Source organism: Acinetobacter sp. YH1901134 (assembly GCF_013416965.1).
Lineage (GTDB): Bacteria > Pseudomonadota > Gammaproteobacteria > Pseudomonadales > Moraxellaceae > Acinetobacter > Acinetobacter amyesii.
On sequence record NZ_VPEW01000026.1, the window covers coordinates 1 to 17,551 of the forward strand.

The window sequence follows — 17,551 nt, forward strand, 5'->3', positions numbered from 1 at the left end:
GATAATCTTTCTCGGATTCAATCAATAATTGAACCGCTCTTTCTCTGATTTCAGGGGTATATTTTACTTTTTTCATCGGGACATTCTCTCAGAAAGCTTGGTCTCCGACAAACCCGGTACGGTTCAAAAATCTTCCATTGATTTATTTATATCTGTTAAACCAGTCGCATTATGAAATGTAATATAAGTAGAAATTTCAGTATAAATGGTCATGATCTTTTCTAAATTTGAATATCTAAGCGTCTTCATTAATCAACCTTATTGATTATTAGTTTCTTCTTTTAAAGCTCTTTGTACTGTTGCTATCCCTACTTTAAACTTTTCTGCAACACCTCTAAATGTTGAATTTTCTTCAGCCATTGCTTTTCGTATTTCAACATAGTCAACCTTCCGCTTTCTTCCCTTATATAAGCCCTTCGCTTTGGCTTTTGCAATTCCTTCCTTTTGACGCTCACGGATCATGGAGCGTTCAAACTCTGCAAATGCAGCAAGCATCTGAAACATGAGTTTATTTATTGCCGATTGTGCTACATCATGACTGAAGGTCAAATTCTCTTTATGAAAAATAATGGTTATACCACGATCATTCAGACTATTCACAATTTCGTTCAGATCATTTGTATTACGTGCCAGACGATCAATACTATGAACATGCACCGTATCACCTTCACGCAGATAGTCGAGCATTGCATTTAACTGAGGACGTTCACGGCTACCACCGCTTGCCTTTTCAGTAAAGGTCTTATCCAGGCTGATTCCATCTAATTGACGTTCAGTATTTTGTTCAGTTGAACTGACTCGAATATATCCGACCTGATTAGGCATTCTGTACCGTTAGAGTTTAGATAATTAAATACATATTGTACCGAAATTAAATATTAAGTCTATAAATACGGTTTTTGAGTTGCTTTTTAAGACTTTATTTTGTTCCGTTAGGCTATACTCTAAATTTACATATTTAAATAACGAGTTTTTTCTCACTCATAAGAATTTGCAAGAATATATATACATTTATTGACATTAAGTAATTTAAATAAAATCAATATACGTATTTGCATATATGTGGAAATACGTATATAAGTATATCTGAGTTTCTAATAGCAGTGTTAGTCAAAATGTTCTCGACCATAAAGATTTATCACAATCCTGAGTGTGGTACATCAAGGAATACCTTAGCTTTAATTCAAAATGCAGGAATTGAACCAATCGTTATTGAGTATCTAATTACCCCACCTTCGAAAGCAGAATTAATTGAACTTATTCGTAGTGCTGGTTTAAGTGTTAGAGAAGCAATTCGTAAAAATGTACCTCCATATTCTGATTTAGAAATTGTTCGGGAAGATTGGTCTGATGAACAGCTTTTAAATTTTATGCTTCAACATCCTATTTTGATTAACCGCCCATTCGTTGTTACGGATTTAGGTACACGTTTGTGTCGTCCTTCTGAAGTTGTTTTGGATATTCTCCCGTTTCCTCAGAAAGGCGCATTTAGCAAAGAAGATGGTGAAAAAATTATTGATGAAAATGGCCAAAGAATTAAATAGTACTTTCTCATCTCTTGAATGGAAAGAATGTGAAGGAGATTTATATGGATCAAGTTAATTTTTTTAAATGCTTATCAGATGAAACACGTCTCAATATAGTGACATTAATTGTTGAAAATAAAGAACTATGTGTATGTGATTTGACTGAAAAACTACAACTCAGTCAACCGAAAATTTCAAGACATTTAGCCCTTTTACGTGCTTCAGGGCTACTTCAAGATCGCAGACAAGGCCAATGGGTTTACTACAGTATCAATCCAAAATTGGCCAACTGGTGTTATGAAATTTTAGATATTTTGAAGACGGTTCAATCTCAATCAAAGCTGGATGATCAACACCCCCTTTCTGTAAATAGTTATTGTGAGTAATTCAATGAAATTTTTATTTTTATGTACTGGAAATAGCTGCCGTAGCATTTTGTCTGAGGTTTTGTTTAATAGCCGAGCACCAGAAGGTTGGAAAGCCTATAGCGCTGGGAGTAAGCCTTCAGGTCAAGTTCACCCGCTAACTTTAGAAACCCTTGAAAACTTAGGATTATCTACCGAAGGTTTATGGAGTAAAACGATTAATGATTGTGAACAATATCAACCTGATGTTGTGATCACAGTATGTGATTCTGCTGCTCAAGAAGCATGTCCACTTTATTTGGGTGGAGCAATCAAGGCACATTGGGGCTTGGCTGATCCTTCACACTTAGACGTGAATAAAGAAGAAAAAATGAAAGCCTTTATGAGCACTGTTGAACATATCAATCGTCGCTTAGATGCTTTATTTAAACTTAATGTAGATAAACTATCTCGCTCAGAATTGATTGCAGCAATTAATCAAATTTCGAACGTTGAGTAAGTGAAATGTCTGAAAAACGCTTATCTTTTTTAGATCGCAACCTGACGCTATGGATTTTTATTGCCATGGCCTTAGGCATTGCCATCGGAAACTTCTTTCCTCAGGCTTCTGTCGCACTCGATAAATTAAGCATTGATTCAGTGAATATTCCAATCGCGATTGGTCTTATTCTAATGATGTATCCACCACTGGCAAAAGTGAACTATGCGACTTTGCCACAAGTGTTTAAGGATAAGAAAACCCTTACTTTGTCCTTAGTACAAAACTGGCTGATCGCGCCAGTACTCATGTTTGCCCTGGCAATCATATTTTTACATAGTTATCCAGAATATATGACCGGTGTCATCCTGATTGGTCTTGCTCGATGTATTGCCATGGTTCTGGTGTGGAATGGCTTGGCCTGTGGTGATAATCAATATGTTGCAGCATTAGTTGCCTTTAACAGCATCTTCCAGATTCTATTTTTCAGTACCTATGCCTGGTTATTCCTGACCTTCCTTCCACCATATTTTGGTGTCGCTTCGCAGGTCATTAATGTCGATTTCTGGACCATCACCCATGCTGTTCTGGTTTATCTTGGTATTCCGTTCTTATTAGGTTTCTTAACGCGATGGATTTTGGTGAAACAGAAAGGCGTGGAATGGTATGAAACCAAGTTCATTCCGAAAATCAGTCCGCTGAGTTTAATGGCTTTGCTGTTCACCATTCTGGCCATGTTTAGCCTAAAAGGCGGTGATGTCGTGAGTCTTCCGCTTGAAGTTTTACGCATCGCGATTCCTTTAACCATTTACTTCGTTTTAATGTTCTTCATCAGCTTCTTTATGAGTAAATGGATGGGCAATGACTATCCTAAGACCACAGCAATTGCATTTACCGCAGCGGGGAATAATTTTGAATTATCACTTGCAGTAGCGATTGCAACTTTTGGTATCGCTTCGCCTGTTGCTTTTACCACGATTATTGGCCCACTGGTCGAAGTTCCTGTGTTGATTGCCTTGGTGAGTGTTTCACTCTGGCTGAGAAAGAAAGTTTTTAAAGAGGCCTAACTCTATGAATCTCCCAAATGTAGATCTAAATCTTCTTGAGCAACCCACCTTTGAAAAAGTTCAAGCCAAAGAACTTGCTCATCCTCCGCGAATTTTGCTGCTGTATGGCTCTAATCGAGAACGTTCTTACAGTCGCCTTGCAGTTCTTGAAGCCGGTCGAATCCTTGAGCATTTTGGGGCGGAAATAAAAATCTTTCATCCTAAAGGGCTTCCTTTACCAGAAGATGCGGATACTGAGCATCCAAAAGTAAAAGAACTGCATGAGCTTTTAGCATGGTCAGAAGGCATGGTCTGGTGTTCACCTGAACGCCATGGTTCTATGAGTTCAATCTTTAAATCTCAAATCGACTGGATTCCACTGGCAGGAGGGGCAATCCGTGCTACCCAAGGTAAAACTCTTGCCTTGATGCAAGTCAGTGGCGGATCACAGTCATTTAACAGCCTGAACCAGATGCGTATTTTGGGGCGGTGGATGCGGATGATCACCATTCCAAATCAGTCTTCAGTTCCAAAAGCTTTTTTGGAGTTTGAAGAAGATGGACGAATGAAACCTTCGGCTTTCTATGACCGGATTGTGGATGTGATGGAAGAGTTATTTAAGTTCACCCTACTGACTCGTGGACAAAGCAAATACCTGACAGATCGTTATTCTGAACGCAAGGAATCGGCTGAAGAGTTGTCCAAGCGTGTAAATCAGCGCAGTTTATAAATGCTGGATGGTATTAAATACTGCGCCTCATTGCCAGGTCAGTAACACTTTTATGCTGTACCGATGAAGTGCTGTTAAAGGTACAATGAATATTGTAAAAACCCAGTCTTCATGATTGGGTTTTTACATTAAAGAAGTCAGAGATAAATAAGGAAAAGGTGAAGGCTTTGAACCAGAAACAGACTGAAACTGATGTGATCATTATCGGTGGTGGGCAGGCCGCTTTATCTACCGCTTATTTTTTAAAGCGCAAGAAAATCCCATTCATTATATTGGATGAGCAAAATCAAGCGGGGGGTGCCTGGCTGCATACCTGGGAGTCATTGCGTCTTTTTTCTCCTAATACCTGGAGTTCTCTATCCGGTTGGATGATGCCCATCACTGAACAGACCTATCCAACACGAAATGAGGTGATCCAGTATTTATCGGCTTATGAACAGAGATATCAATTTTCGATTGTTCGTCCAGTACATGTCGATCGTGTGGAATCGAAGGGAAAGTATTTAGACGTATATGCTGGAGAAAAGTTTTGGCGAGCCAAGGTGGTGGTCAGTGCAACAGGGACATGGCGCCAGCCGTTTATTCCTGATTATCCGGGACAGGAAAACTTTCAAGGCACGCAGTTACATTCAGCCCATTACCTGAATGCAGATTCATTTAAAGATAAGAAAGTCATCGTGGTGGGTGGGGGGAATTCGGGCGCGCAAATACTCGCTGAGGTTTCACAAGTTGCTGAAACCATTTGGGTCACAAAAACTCCGCCTCAATTTTTACCTGATGATGTCGATGGTCGAGTACTGTTTTTAAGAGCAACTGAGCGTTTAAAAGTACAACAAGAAGGAAGAAAAGTTGACCAGCCAATAGGTGGCCTAGGTGATATTGTGATGATCGATAGTGTCAAAGAGGCAAGGAATAGAGGAGTCTTACATAGCCGTCCACCTTTTCAATCTTTAGCTACAGATGCAGTTATTTGGCCAGATGGAAAAAAAGAGAAAATTGATGTGATTATTTGGTGTACTGGATTTAAGGCTTCATTAAATCATCTAAAAAGTATAGATATAGTAGAGCGAGATAACTTTGTAGAAGTTCAAAATGGAAGGTCTATTAAGTTACCTAACTTGTGGTTAGTTGGATATGGAGATTGGACAGGTATGGCATCTGCAACATTAATTGGCGTTTCTAGAACAGCGAGAGCTACAGTAGATGAGATCTTCACTTATCTACAAGAAATTAATACTAAAAAATTTTCAGAATAATTATCCATATCGAGTATAAGAATTTTAGAATCGGTTTTGTGTCTAGGCTACTGGGAGCATTCCAATATTTTGATTATTATTTCACTAAAAGTGTCTACAAGATCATGCTCTTCATTAAGCCATAATTTTTGATATTTAAACCTAATTTCATGAATTGCACTAAAAAGAGGGAACTCTTTCATAATTTATAATTAAATTAGAAGTTTTCTTAGGAAGCTGTTTAATATTATTGATATCTATACAGTTTTTCTTGTAAAAGCGCTTCATTTATAGTGAGTATTTCAATAAAATAAGGGAGCTAGCTCCCTTATTTTATTCATTTGCTAATTAAAAATTACTCGCAACTTGATATGTGATGAATGAAAAGATGTAGGCTAATGCAAACAAATAAGTTGCCATAATGATGGGCTGTTTCCAGCTGCCAGTTTCTCGTCTAATTGTTGCTAACGTAGCAAGACAATGGGGAGCAAAAATAAACCATACCAATAATGATAAACCTGTGGCTAACCCCCATCCATCCGGGCCTGAAATTTGACTTAACAGACTTTGAGTTACTGTATCTTCATCACCTGACATCGCATAAATCACCCCAAGAGCAGCAATTACAACTTCCCTTGCTGCCATAGCAGGAATGAGTGCAATACATATTTCCCATGTAAACCCAATAGGCGCAAATATAGGATGAATTAAATGCCCTAACTGACCAGCTAAACTATAGTTAATGGCCGGCATGCTTGCATTATCTGGTGGTTGAGGGAACGTGACTAGCACCCATAACAAGATAGACAGCGCAACGATAATGCCACCAACTCGTTTTAAGAAAATAGTTGCCCTATCATATAAGCCTAATGCAATATTTCTAATATCTGGAATTCGGTATGTGGGAAGTTCAAAAATAAAAATACTTTCAGTTTTATCTTTTCGAACCAACTTCAGAAACACTGAAACTAATAACGCTGAGACTATTCCCGACATATAAAGACCAAAAAGGACTAATCCTTGCAGACTTAACCAGCCGTAGATTAATTGGTTGGGAATAAATGCCGCGATCAATAAAGCATATACTGGCAATCTTGCTGAACAGGTCATCAAGGGTGCAATCATAATTGTTGCTAATCGGTCCCGTTCAGAGCTGATACTTCTGGTTGCCATAATTCCGGGAATGGCACAAGCAAAACTGGATAGCAGAGGAATAAATGAACGGCCGCTAAGCCCGGCTTTAGACATTAATTTATCTAAAAGAAATGCTGCCCGGGGTAAATAACCTGACTCTTCAAGCATTAAAATGAAGAAGAATAAAATCAAAATCTGAGGCATATATGCAAGCACGCTACCTGCACCAGCAATTACCCCATCCACAACCAAGCTTTTTAATAGAGGATGTTGGATTAGTGGTCCAATAAAATCACTGAGCCATGCGACAAAATTTTCAATGAATTCAATAAAAGGCGTTGCCCATATAAATACCGCCTGGAACATCACAAACATGGTTAAAGTTAAGATTACTAAACCCAATACAGGATGTAGAAAAATTTTATCTAGAAATGCGGTTCTTTTATCACCACTGTCATTATTTAAAATAACTTGTTTGGTGATTTGTTTGACCTGTTCAAAATGACTTAATTCAGAATGATAAGGAGTAATAAAAAGATTTTTTTGATCTAATTGATTAATTAAATCTTGAATTCCTTTTGTTTTAACTGCGACAGCTTCAACTACAGGGATACCTAACAGTTGAGACAGTTTATCCTTATCAATGGAAATACCACGCTTTTTGACCTCATCCATCATATTTAATACAAGAATCATAGGGCGATTTAGAGCACGAACTTCGAGAACCAAGCTCAAATGTAAGCTTAAATTTGTGGCATCTACAACGCATATAAAAATATCGGGTAGAATTTCACCTTTTAGCTCGCCCAAACAAACTGCCCTGGTGACTTCTTCATCTAAACTACTAGGTTTTAAACTGTAAGTTCCGGGTAAGTCCAATACTCGTATTGCATCACCAGAAGGTAATTTAAAAGAACCTTCTTTTCTTTCTACGGTAACTCCAGCATAGTTGGCAACTTTTTGTCGCGTACCAGTAAGCGTATTAAATAAAGAGGTTTTTCCGCAATTTGGATTACCGACTAATGCAATGTTCTTAATCTTCATTGGATACTAACTCTACAAAAATTCTTTCAGCTTCATTCTTTCTTAATGCGAATCTTGAAGTTTCAATTTGAACTAAAACAGGATCTCCGCCAAAAACACCTTTAGCGAGTACTTGTAGAGTTTCACCCTCTCTAAAACCTAATAGTTGGAGCCGTTCCAATACGGGATCAGTGGTATGACTGTATTGATTACCTTTTTTGAGATCTCTAATTTTGACGATCTGATTTTGTTTAACTTGAAATAGATTCATTTTCGATACTCTTACTTCAAAGCCAAAATCTTTCGAGCACCATTAAGCACGAATAAAGAAACCAGGATGCCAATGATTAAGTCTGGGTAAGCTGATCCCGTCCACGCCACGAGTACACCGGCAAATATAACGCCCATATTTACCACAACGTCATTCGCCGAGAAAATCCAACTGGCTTTCATATGTGCGCCATCTTCTCGATGACCAGAAATAAGATATAAGCATGTCACGTTAGCTATAAGTGCGAGCAGGCCAATAACAATCATGAGCGTTGATTCTGGCTCGCTTCCAAACATGAATCGTCTAATGACATCAATAATCACGATGACAGCAAGTAATAACTGAATCCAACCTGCGAAATGGGCTGCTTTCACTTGATATTTCGCAGCTTTTCCGACGGCATATAGCGCAATACCATAAACGGCTGCATCGGCAAACATATCTAGAGAATCAGCAATCAATCCTGTAGACGCAGCAATAATTCCGCTGATGAATTCTATAAAGAACAGTAGAGCATTAATGCCTAATAACAGTTTAAGTACTTTAGCTTGTCTCACAGGATCAGGTTCATTAGGTATATCGCCTGTAGAAAGCTGTGTTTCATCAAGTTTCGCCCCAAAACCCAGTTCTTCAAGTTTGGCCGTAATTTGCTGACTCCCTTCATTATGGAAGACTTTCAGTTTTCGATTGGGAAGATCAAAAGTAAGACCTTTAACTGCTTCAATATCTGCAAGAGCCATACGGACCATTTGCTCTTCAGCAGAGCAATCCATTTTAGGAATGGTATAGGTACTTGTTTGCTTAGCCTGTTGATTGCTTATATAAGTTTCAGTCTTCACAAGCTTTGCACCAAAACCCAAAGCTTCAAGTTTGGTAGTTATATTTTCATCTTTTTGATTATGTAGAACCTTTAAAGACCGGTTAGGTAAATCAAAGATGAGTTTTTGAACACCATCAATTGAAGATAGCGCCATACGAACCATCTGTTCTTCCGCAGAACAATCCATTTTGGGAACTAAGTATTCACTCATGTAGTGCGAATCTTTTAAAACGTCTTCAGTGCTTAAATTTTCTTTGGGATCAGAACCACAACAGGATTGAGCGGTATCTTCACAACTGTTTGAAGTGTTACAGCAAGGAGATGAAGATTTTTTTTCTTCCTCTTCACCACAACAGCTAAGCGTATTATCACAATTCTTTGAATTGTTTGCTTCTGCAATTGATGGATGATTTTCTTGTTGAGATTTCTTATCTTCGCATGGTGTTTCTTTACTACATCCACAACCACTCATAATTATACCCATTAAAAAAATTTATAAACTTTGAATATTAGAATCCCTATAGTTACTATAGAGTCAAGATTTTTTGGAAATACTAACTCAATGCATTTAAAAATTGGTGAACTCTCTAAAAAAACCTCATGTTCAGTATTAACAATTAGGTTTTATGAAAAGGAAGGTTTAATTCCGGAACCCGAAAGAACGGAAGGAAATTACCGCCTTTACGATATAGGCTATGTTGAGCGAATTAAGTTTATTTTGAATTGCCGAACTTTAAATATGAGTTTGAATGAAATTCGTCAATTACTCACCTATAAAGATAATCCCAAGAAAAATTGTTCAGATGTGAATGAATTAATTGACTTACATGTCTGTGCTATCAAGGAAAATATAATCAAACAGCAAAAGCTGATTGAACAATTGTCTGATCTAAGAGGTACTTGTGATGGTTTATGTACAATTGACCAATGTGGAGTTCTAAAAAATCTAGCTTGATTATCTAGACCTATGCTTTTTCAAAAACTCTGTATATCTTTACTTAAGGCTGCAAAAAGATTAAGGTGACTTAAATTTTGTGATCAGATCTTAGATAGCTTTGGTTAGCTTCCGATTGGTGTTTTAAATACAGATTTGTGTATGAAGAGAAAAACATTTCTAATCCAGATATTGGTACTCTTATTCACATTCCAGAATATTTGGAGTGTGGCAGAGGCTGCTTGTCTGCATGAAATGCCAAACATACCCAATTCAATACTCTCTAATCCAATCGATTTAGACGAAAAGAGTGATAGTCCTCGTCAAGCACTTTATTCCCTAGAAAACTATAAAGAAATCTATGACTATTGTCAGAAGGTTTGTTTTAACGAAAAGTGCAGTCATTTCTCAAATACAATCGTGATTCAGATTGACCCACCCGATGATCTGAAGCTTAAAGCTAATTTTGAGACCGGCATTACCCCAACTTATTTGGGAATAACTTTTTATAAACCCCCTTATCTGGATCAATTAACCCCGCCTCCCGATTTGCCCCTACTATTGGTGGGGTAGTCTTATAAAAGCCCACCACTCCTAATTTCATTATGCGTGGGGCATTTTCATGTCAAAAAACAAATTACATCAGGATACCTCCATCCTGAATTTATCCTGGTCAGCCTTAGGTAGCGGTATCTTGCTATCTGCAATGATCAGCTTCAGTACTTCCGTAGTCGCCAGTACTCAAGATTTAACGCTGCAGCAAGCTATTGAGCAGGTTAACCAATATCAAGCGTCCCAAAATTTCTGGGAAACGCAAAATAGTATTAATGCCACGAATCTTCAGCAAAGTAAGCTGTTTAAAAATCCTGAATTGTCAGTTGAACAAACGGGCTTTGGTTCAAATAATGAAAAAGAGCTTGCCATCGGTATATCACAACCTTTGGATATTTTTGGTGAGCGAAGAGCAAACCAAAAATTAGCCAGTCTCTCAATAGATAAAACAGCGCTGAAACAGAAGATTTATCAAGCACAAATTGAGCTTGCAGTGAAATATGTATGGTCGCAACTGGCCATTGCCGAACTTGAAAAAAACATTGTCAATGAACAACTTCGGGTGAGCGAAGAAAACCTTCAAGCAATCGAAAAGCGCTTTAATGCAGGCAGTATCGCGCAAGTAGATGTGAATCGCGCACGTTTAAGTCATGCTGAAAATATCCGTCTTTTTAGACAGGCCGACTTACAGGTACAAGTGGCAACCCAACAATTATCAAATTTATGGGGAACCTCTGATAAGTCATTGAAGGTAAACCTCTCTTCGCAAAAGCTTTGGCCAAAATCGACTCATGGGCAGGTTCAAGAATATTTAGCGGATAACTACATTGAGAAATATCGGATTTTACAGGTGTTAGAGTCTCAAGCAACGGTTGATCAGCTGAAAGCAAAGTCACGTCCTAATCCTACTTTAAACCTGGGCGTTAACCGCACCCAATCCTTGGATAACTCAACACAAAATCAACTGGTGGTTGGAGTCAGTGTACCGCTCAATATTTTCGATCGTCAGCAAAATGGCATAAAAATCGCGCAAGAAAAAATGAACTTATTAGAGCGTCAGAAAGACTTTTATCTAAAGCAAAATGCGCTGCAAATAGGCACGATCTTAACCGAGTTGCAGGGTTTAGAGCTTCAATTCAAAGTCGTTGACGAGACTCAAATTCCTTTGGCGACTCAAGTTCAAAGTAAAACTTTACAAGGTTTTCTGGCAGGAAAGTTTGCTTTAACCGATGTTCAGCAAGCCACGCTTCAATTACAAGACATCCGTCTACGTAAAGTCCAGTTGTTACGGGAGGGCTGGCAAAAGGCCATCGAAGCAGAAAGTTTAAGCTTAGGCATTAGCCCAAGTGAAGTCATGTCGAAAGATGCTATTGCACAAATCAATCAAAATTTATGGCAAGACATACAGGCCATGCCTGTCATTGGTGGGGGAAATTAACATGTTCGATCTTAAAAACAGCTTAAAAAAACAGAGCGGAAAAATCTCTCAACCCCTACTGATTAGTTTGGTCATCGGCGCTACCGTACTCCTCAGTATTTTCTTGATCTTAACGGGTAAGAATAAATCTGAAACATCAGATGAACATGCCGAGGAAGAAGGGGGAGAAGAACATGGTGGTGAAACCGAAGAGCATGCAGAAGGTGTGAGCCTGACTGCCAAGCAACTGGTGGAACAGGGCATACAATTATCAGCGGTCGATCAAGGCCCGGTGGTTAAATTAAGTTCTTATCCTGCCAAACTGAATGTGAATACTGACCAGCAAGCGCACGTCTCACCGAGTTTTAGTGGTCATGTAGAAAATGTCTATGTAGAACTCGGTCAAAAAGTTCAGAAAGGACAGCCTTTGGCTGCGTTGCTTGTTCCTGATCTAGTTGATCAGCAGGCCAATCTTAAAATTGAACAAACCAACCTTGAACTGGCGAAACAAGACTATGATCGTGAGCGTCAGCTTTGGTCACAGGGCATTTCAGCAAAACAGGACTATCAACGTGCTTATAACAGCTATAAACGGGCACAAATTCAGGTTCAAGCGGCCCAATCACGTTTAAGTGCATTTGGTGCAGTGAATGCCAGTAACGGACGCTATATTTTGAAAGCTCCCATTTCTGGCGTGATCAGTAAAAAGGATTTGGTTCTCGGGGAAAATGTTCAGTTAGCCGATCAACTCTTTACGATAGACCGGTTAGATCAACTCTGGCTTGAGTTTATTGTTCCAAATTCTGAAATTATGGGCTTAGCCCCGAATCAAAAGATCGAATTTAAATCCTTGCAAACGGAAAAGGTCTATCAGGCTGTTATTCAGACTTTAAATACTGAAGCGGATATTCAAACAGGCCGTCTTCAGGTGCGAGCAAAAGTTGAATCGAATGCAACCGAATTACGTCCAAACTTGATGGTAAACGTACAGTTGCAACAACGCAGTGAAAGTACCGCATTACGGGTACTTAAGTCCGCAGTTCAGAATGTCGATGGAAAAGATGTGGTTTTTGTCGCCACTCAGCATGGACAGAAAGTTGAATTCAGTCCGCAACCGGTGAAATTAGGTCAATCGTCTGGGGATAGCCAGTGGATTGAAGTGGTAAATGGGCTTAATCAGGGACAAAAATATGCAGCTCAAGGCAGTTTCTTACTGAAATCTGAGATGGAAAAAGGAGAGGCTTCACATGAGCACTAAAAGCCCTCACATTCCAGACCACGAATCGGTAAAACCTGAAGGGCTGTTTGATCGGCTGATCCAGTTTTCTATCCATAACGCCATTTGGATTATGCTGTTTATTGCAGCCTGGATTGCTATTGGTATTTATAGTTATCAAAAGTTACCGATTGATGCTGTACCGGATATTACCAATACTCAGGTGCAGATTAACACTTCAGCCAATGGCTTTACGGCTTTGGAAATGGAACAGCGGATTACCTATCCCATTGAGAATGCCATGTCAGGCATGCCGAAAATGGAACAAACCCGTTCGATTTCACGCTACGGCTTATCGCAAGTGACCATCATTTTTGAAGATGGCACGGATATTTACTGGGCCAGACAGCTTATCAACCAGCGCTTGCAAGAAGCAATGGGAGAAATGCCTGAAGATGTGCAACCTAACATGTCGCCTATTTCGACAGGTTTAGGTGAAATCTATCAATGGGTGATTAAAGCCGAACCAAATGCTAAAAAGCCGGATGGAACCCCTTATTCGGCGATGGATTTACGTGAAATTCAGGATTGGATTGTAAGACCGCAATTACAGCGCGTAAAAGGCGTTGCTGAGATCAACAGTATCGGTGGCTTTAATAAAACCTATGTGGTTGCCCCTGATCTGAACCGATTGCAACAATTGCAAATTCCTTTGTCTGATTTACAAACTGCCTTAACAGAGAATAATGAAAACCGTGGTGCTGGCTATATTGAGAAAAATGGACAACAGCTAACGGTTCGTGTTCCCGGCACTTTAAACACGATTGAAGATATCCAGAACATCAGTATTGCCAATAAAAACGGCTATCCGATTCGGGTGGCAGATGTCGCCAATGTCTCAATTGGTCATGACTTAAGAACAGGGGCTGCAACCTATAATGGTGAAGAAACTGTATTGGGTATTGCCATGATGATGATGGGAGAAAATAGCCGTACCGTTGCTCAAGCCATTGATGAAAAGGTGCAATCGATCCAGCAATCGCTACCTAAAGGTGTGGTGATTGAGACTGTGTATGACCGTACGCATTTGGTTGATCGGGCGATCAAAACCGTTCAGAAAAATTTGATTGAGGGTGCAATCCTCGTCATTGTTATTTTATTTCTCTTTCTAGGTAATTTCCGTGCTGCGCTGATCACGGCTTGCGTTATTCCACTGTCAATGCTGTTTACCTTGACGGGAATGGCAGAGCAGAAGATTAGTGCAAATCTGATGAGTTTAGGGGCACTGGACTTCGGTATTATTATTGATGGTGCAGTGGTTATTGTAGAAAACTGTATCCGTCGGCTAGCAGAAGCTCAGAAGCTGAAAGGTGGTTTACTTAGCCGTTCTGAAAGATTTAAAGAAGTCTTCTTGGCTGCAAAACAGGCGCGTCGTCCTCTGATTTTTGGACAGTTAATTATTTTGGTGGTTTATCTACCTATCTTTACCCTGACGGGTGTAGAAGCCAAACTTTTCCATCCTATGGCAATGACTGTTGTACTGGCTTTAATTGGGGCCATGATTTTATCTGTCACTTTTGTGCCAGCCGCAGTTGCCCTATTTGTCACTGGAGAAGTCAAGGAAACCGAAAGTCGCTGGATGCATTGGCTTAAAACCAAATATGAACTGCTTTTAGATAAAGCCTATGAGCTTCGTTTATTTGTGACTATTGTGGCTGCCTGTATTTTAGTGCTTACGGGCGTGCTAGCCACTCAAACAGGTAGCGAGTTTGCACCTCAACTGGGTGAAGGTGATTTTGCTGTTCAGCAAATGCGTTCCCCAAGTACAGGGTTAGAACAGTCACTGAAAATGCAGGAAAATACTGAAAAGTTACTGTTGAAAGAATTTCCTGAAATTAAAGCAATCTTTGCCCGTACCGGTACAGCAGAAGTGGCCACAGATGTCATGCCACCCAACATTTCAGATGGCGTGGTACTGTTAAAACCTCATGATGAATGGCCTGATCCAAAACAAACGATTGATGAGCTTCGCCAAAGAATGATTACTTTCTTAGCGACATTGCCGGGAAATAACAGTGAGTTCTCGCAACCCATTGAACTGCGCTTTAACGAGTTAATTTCAGGGGTGCGAAGTGATGTGGGTGTCAAATTATTTGGTGATGACATGGAGATTCTAAATCGCGAAGCGAATAAAATTTCTCAAAAAATTAACTCAATTTCAGGCGCGACAGCCGTTAATGTAGAACAGACCAGTGGCTTACCCTTGTTGAATGTAGAGGTGGATAAGTCCAGAGCTGCACAATATGGCTTGTCGGTAAGAGCAATTCAGGATCTGGTAGCTACAAGTGTCGGTGGCCAGAATGTTGGAACAATTTTACAGGGAGACAAGCGTTTTGATTTTGTCATCCGTCTAGATGAATCCCAGCGTAGTCCTGAACAGTTAGCGGTACTTCCTATTCAATTGCCGAATGGTGGTTTAGTCCAACTGCAAGATGTGGCACGCGTTGAAAATATCCTGGGTATTAATCAGGTCAGCCGTGAAAATGGTAAACGTCGAGTGGTTATTACTGCAAATGTAGAAGGACGTGATTTAGGCTCATTCGTAACAGAGCTTCAGAGCACGTTATCCAAACAAGAATTACCAAGCGGTTATTGGATAGATTATGGCGGTCAATTTCAAAATCTGATGTCTGCAAAAGCGCGTATGCAATTGGTGGTTCCGCTCGCATTGTTGACGATCTTTATTTTATTGATGGCTGTATTCCATAATATCAAAGAAAGCTTACTGGTCTTTAGTGGTGTACCGTTTGCCTTATGTGGAGGCTTAATCGCGTTGTGGTTGCGTGACATTCCATTATCCATGTCAGCAGGGGTTGGCTTCATTGCACTATCGGGGGTGGCTGTACTGAATGGCTTAGTCATGCTTACCTTTATCAAAGAGTTGCGACAACAATATGACCTTTATTATGCAACGTGGCAGGGTGCAATTTTGCGTCTTAGACCTGTGCTGATGACAGCTTGTGTGGCGTCCCTTGGGTTTGTCCCGATGGCTTTGGCAACCGGAACTGGGGCAGAAGTACAGAGACCTTTAGCAACAGTGGTTATTGGAGGAATTATCTCCTCTACCCTGCTTACATTGGTTTTATTGCCCGTACTGTACCGCTGGATGAATGAAAAGAAAGCTTCTTAATCCATTAGATTAAGCAATTTTTAGCAGAGATATTGAGCCTGTCTCAAGTATCTCTGCTAATCATGGATTGAATAAGGAAAATTTTATGTCAGAACATCATGATCATAGCCATGCGGTTGTTACTGAAGGAAATAGTAAGAAATTAATGTTTGCTTTGGGTTTAACGACTACTTTTTTAATAGTAGAAGTTGTCGCTGCTTTTATTACCCAAAGTTTAGCATTACTGTCTGATGCCGCTCACATGTTTACTGATGTAGCCGCATTAGCTATTGCTCTTGCTGCTATCAAAATTGGTAAAAAAGCCGCAGATGATAAAAGAACTTTTGGCTATCAGCGATTCGAAATTTTAGCGGCTCTGTTTAATGCAGTGATGCTTTTTGTGGTGGCGATATATATTGTCTATGAAGCTTACCAACGCTTTACGCATCCTGCTGAAATTCAAAGTGTTGGAATGATGATTGTCGCAGTCATTGGTTTGGTCATAAATTTGATTTCAATGAAAATCCTTTCTGCGAGTGCTCAAGAAAGTCTAAATGTGAAAGGCGCATATTTAGAAGTCCTTAGTGATGCACTGGGATCGATAGGCGTGATTATCGGAGGAGTGGTCATTTATTTTACCCAGTGGATGTGGGTAGATACCGTAATCGCTGTGTTAATTGGCTTCTGGGTTTTACCTCGAACTTGGGTTTTATTAAAACAAAGTATCCATATTTTGCTTGAAGGGGTTCCTGATGAGATTGATATTGAGTCGTTAAGAAATGATTTATTGATGCTAGAGGGTGTTGAAGGGATTCATCAGTTGAAAGTCTGGGCTATATCTTCAAAAAACATTCATTTAACTGCTCATTTGGTTGCTCCTAATAGCGATCCAGATCAGCTCTATCAAAAGGCCTTAGACGTTCTAAAACATAATCATAGTATTACTGAAATTACGTTACAAATAGAAAGTAAGGAATGTAATACATTGGAACAGCATAAACATTAAAGTGCTGCTCTTTCTACATAATGGACAGATGACTAGGCTGATAAACCTTACCATTTTCCTGTATTACACTTCTATTTATCACACGCACTTTAAACGGCACTGTTGCAAATAACCACGAATGGTAAGCTGAAGACTGTTTTAGCTAAAGGTGCAGCATATGAATCTTTTCCATGGTCGGCATTTTCAGGGCGAAATCATTCTTTGGGCTGTGCGCTGGTATTGTAAATATGGCATTAGCTATCGTGAACTGCAGGAAATGCTGGCCGAACGGGGTGTGAATGTTGATCACACGACTATTTACCGTTGGGTTCAACGTTATGCTCCTGAAATAGAAAAACGTTTACGCTGGTATTGGCGTAATCCTACAGATCTGAGCTCGTGGCATATTGATGAAACCTATGTAAAAGTGAATGGACGATGGTCTTATCTGTATCGTGCAGTCGATCAACGTGGCGATACCATTGATTTTTATCTTTCTTCTAGACGTAATACCAAATCAGCATATTGTTTTCTTGGAAAAATTTTAAATAATGTGAAGAAGTGGCAAATTCCACAAGTGATCAACACGGATAAAGCACCCACATATGGACGTGCTTTATCACGGTTAAAACGGGAAGGTAAATGTCCAC

General features: G+C 39.6%; 17 protein-coding genes. 13 read left to right on the forward strand and 4 right to left on the reverse strand.

All coding sequences use genetic code 11. The features are described from left to right. Positions 1–258: 258 nt before the first annotated feature. Positions 259–825 (reverse strand): recombinase family protein, encoded by a 567-nt coding sequence (locus FTV50_RS16060; protein WP_006581699.1) that lies wholly within the window; start codon positions 823–825, stop codon positions 259–261. A 290-nt stretch (positions 826–1,115) separates the two neighbouring features. Between FTV50_RS16060 and arsC the strand changes: the two genes are divergently transcribed. The 6 genes from arsC (at position 1,116) to FTV50_RS16090 (ending at position 5,401) form a co-directional block, all read left to right on the forward strand. Then, positions 1,116–1,544 (forward strand): arsenate reductase (glutaredoxin), encoded by a 429-nt coding sequence (arsC, locus tag FTV50_RS16065; protein WP_004733243.1) that lies wholly within the window; start codon positions 1,116–1,118, stop codon positions 1,542–1,544. A gap of 44 nt (positions 1,545–1,588) precedes the next feature. Next, entirely contained in the window at positions 1,589–1,912 is a 324-nt protein-coding gene (locus FTV50_RS16070) for a metalloregulator ArsR/SmtB family transcription factor (protein WP_004644742.1), read from the forward strand. Between the two features lie 4 nt (positions 1,913–1,916). Next, on the forward strand, positions 1,917–2,390 hold the full coding sequence (locus FTV50_RS16075; RefSeq protein WP_004781073.1) for an arsenate reductase ArsC: 474 nt from the start codon (positions 1,917–1,919) through the stop codon (positions 2,388–2,390). Between the two features lie 5 nt (positions 2,391–2,395). Continuing rightward, complete coding sequence (arsB, locus tag FTV50_RS16080; protein WP_004644740.1) at positions 2,396–3,436, forward strand: ACR3 family arsenite efflux transporter; 1,041 nt, start codon at positions 2,396–2,398, stop codon at positions 3,434–3,436. Between the two features lie 4 nt (positions 3,437–3,440). After that, positions 3,441–4,145: an arsenical resistance protein ArsH gene (gene arsH / locus FTV50_RS16085; protein WP_004644739.1), complete on the forward strand. Its 705-nt coding sequence runs from the start codon at positions 3,441–3,443 to the stop codon at positions 4,143–4,145. A gap of 167 nt (positions 4,146–4,312) precedes the next feature. Further along, a complete protein-coding gene (locus tag FTV50_RS16090) occupies positions 4,313–5,401 on the forward strand; it encodes an ArsO family NAD(P)H-dependent flavin-containing monooxygenase (protein ID WP_026444402.1) in 1,089 nt (362 codons plus the stop codon). Between the two features lie 327 nt (positions 5,402–5,728). Here FTV50_RS16090 and FTV50_RS16095 read toward each other — a convergent pair whose 3' ends face one another. Genes FTV50_RS16095 through FTV50_RS16105 form a run of 3 tightly spaced genes read right to left on the reverse strand, consistent with a single transcriptional unit; the run spans position 5,729 to position 9,100 of the window. Next, on the reverse strand, positions 5,729–7,558 hold the full coding sequence (locus tag FTV50_RS16095) for a ferrous iron transporter B (RefSeq protein ID WP_026444403.1): 1,830 nt from the start codon (positions 7,556–7,558) through the stop codon (positions 5,729–5,731). Further along, a complete protein-coding gene (locus FTV50_RS16100) occupies positions 7,548–7,808 on the reverse strand; it encodes a FeoA family protein (protein ID WP_004665962.1) in 261 nt (86 codons plus the stop codon). The genes FTV50_RS16095 and FTV50_RS16100 overlap by 11 nt, the downstream gene beginning before the upstream one ends. Before the next feature lie 11 nt (positions 7,809–7,819). Beyond that, complete coding sequence (locus FTV50_RS16105) at positions 7,820–9,100, reverse strand: cation transporter (protein ID WP_180025065.1); 1,281 nt, start codon at positions 9,098–9,100, stop codon at positions 7,820–7,822. A gap of 90 nt (positions 9,101–9,190) precedes the next feature. Here FTV50_RS16105 and cadR point away from each other — a divergent pair, with 90 nt between their 5' ends. From cadR to FTV50_RS16140, 7 genes are all read left to right on the forward strand, one after another. Next, entirely contained in the window at positions 9,191–9,583 is a 393-nt protein-coding gene (gene cadR, locus FTV50_RS16110; protein WP_126034944.1) for a Cd(II)/Pb(II)-responsive transcriptional regulator, read from the forward strand. Positions 9,584–9,724: 141 nt separating this feature from the next. After that, positions 9,725–10,135, forward strand: a complete 411-nt coding sequence (locus FTV50_RS16115; protein ID WP_004733191.1) for a hypothetical protein — start codon at positions 9,725–9,727, stop codon at positions 10,133–10,135. Between the two features lie 49 nt (positions 10,136–10,184). After that, complete coding sequence (locus tag FTV50_RS16120; RefSeq protein WP_004781067.1) at positions 10,185–11,552, forward strand: TolC family protein; 1,368 nt, start codon at positions 10,185–10,187, stop codon at positions 11,550–11,552. Between the two features lies 1 nt (position 11,553). Continuing rightward, the gene (locus FTV50_RS16125) at positions 11,554–12,789 is read left to right on the forward strand and encodes an efflux RND transporter periplasmic adaptor subunit (RefSeq protein ID WP_016165561.1); all 1,236 of its coding nucleotides are present in this window, start codon (positions 11,554–11,556) and stop codon (positions 12,787–12,789) included. After that, positions 12,779–15,937, forward strand: coding sequence for an efflux RND transporter permease subunit (locus FTV50_RS16130; protein WP_180025066.1), 3,159 nt, complete (start codon positions 12,779–12,781; stop codon positions 15,935–15,937). The genes FTV50_RS16125 and FTV50_RS16130 overlap by 11 nt, the downstream gene beginning before the upstream one ends. An 85-nt stretch (positions 15,938–16,022) precedes the next feature. After that, a complete protein-coding gene (locus FTV50_RS16135) occupies positions 16,023–16,922 on the forward strand; it encodes a cation diffusion facilitator family transporter (protein ID WP_004665978.1) in 900 nt (299 codons plus the stop codon). A 157-nt stretch (positions 16,923–17,079) separates the two neighbouring features. After that, positions 17,080–17,551 (forward strand): IS6-like element IS1006 family transposase (locus FTV50_RS16140; RefSeq protein WP_180025067.1); only part of this gene is annotated, 472 nt, incomplete at its 3' end.

Excerpts from the sequence above, each read along its gene's own strand:
- FTV50_RS16095 (WP_026444403.1), bottom strand. The coding sequence starts at position 7,558 with ATGAAGATTAAGAACATTGCATTAGTCGGTAATCCAAATTGCGGAAAA.
- arsC (WP_004733243.1), top strand. The coding sequence starts at position 1,116 with ATGTTCTCGACCATAAAGATTTATCACAATCCTGAGTGTGGTACATCA.
- FTV50_RS16120 (WP_004781067.1), top strand. The coding sequence starts at position 10,185 with ATGTCAAAAAACAAATTACATCAGGATACCTCCATCCTGAATTTATCC.
- FTV50_RS16135 (WP_004665978.1), top strand. The coding sequence starts at position 16,023 with ATGTCAGAACATCATGATCATAGCCATGCGGTTGTTACTGAAGGAAAT.
- FTV50_RS16125 (WP_016165561.1), top strand. The coding sequence starts at position 11,554 with ATGTTCGATCTTAAAAACAGCTTAAAAAAACAGAGCGGAAAAATCTCT.
- FTV50_RS16070 (WP_004644742.1), top strand. The coding sequence starts at position 1,589 with ATGGATCAAGTTAATTTTTTTAAATGCTTATCAGATGAAACACGTCTC.
- FTV50_RS16115 (WP_004733191.1), top strand. The coding sequence starts at position 9,725 with ATGAAGAGAAAAACATTTCTAATCCAGATATTGGTACTCTTATTCACA.
- FTV50_RS16100 (WP_004665962.1), bottom strand. The coding sequence starts at position 7,808 with ATGAATCTATTTCAAGTTAAACAAAATCAGATCGTCAAAATTAGAGAT.
- FTV50_RS16075 (WP_004781073.1), top strand. The coding sequence starts at position 1,917 with ATGAAATTTTTATTTTTATGTACTGGAAATAGCTGCCGTAGCATTTTG.
- arsB (WP_004644740.1), top strand. The coding sequence starts at position 2,396 with ATGTCTGAAAAACGCTTATCTTTTTTAGATCGCAACCTGACGCTATGG.
- arsH (WP_004644739.1), top strand. The coding sequence starts at position 3,441 with ATGAATCTCCCAAATGTAGATCTAAATCTTCTTGAGCAACCCACCTTT.
- cadR (WP_126034944.1), top strand. The coding sequence starts at position 9,191 with ATGCATTTAAAAATTGGTGAACTCTCTAAAAAAACCTCATGTTCAGTA.
- FTV50_RS16130 (WP_180025066.1), top strand. The coding sequence starts at position 12,779 with ATGAGCACTAAAAGCCCTCACATTCCAGACCACGAATCGGTAAAACCT.
- FTV50_RS16060 (WP_006581699.1), bottom strand. The coding sequence starts at position 825 with ATGCCTAATCAGGTCGGATATATTCGAGTCAGTTCAACTGAACAAAAT.
- FTV50_RS16105 (WP_180025065.1), bottom strand. The coding sequence starts at position 9,100 with ATGAGTGGTTGTGGATGTAGTAAAGAAACACCATGCGAAGATAAGAAA.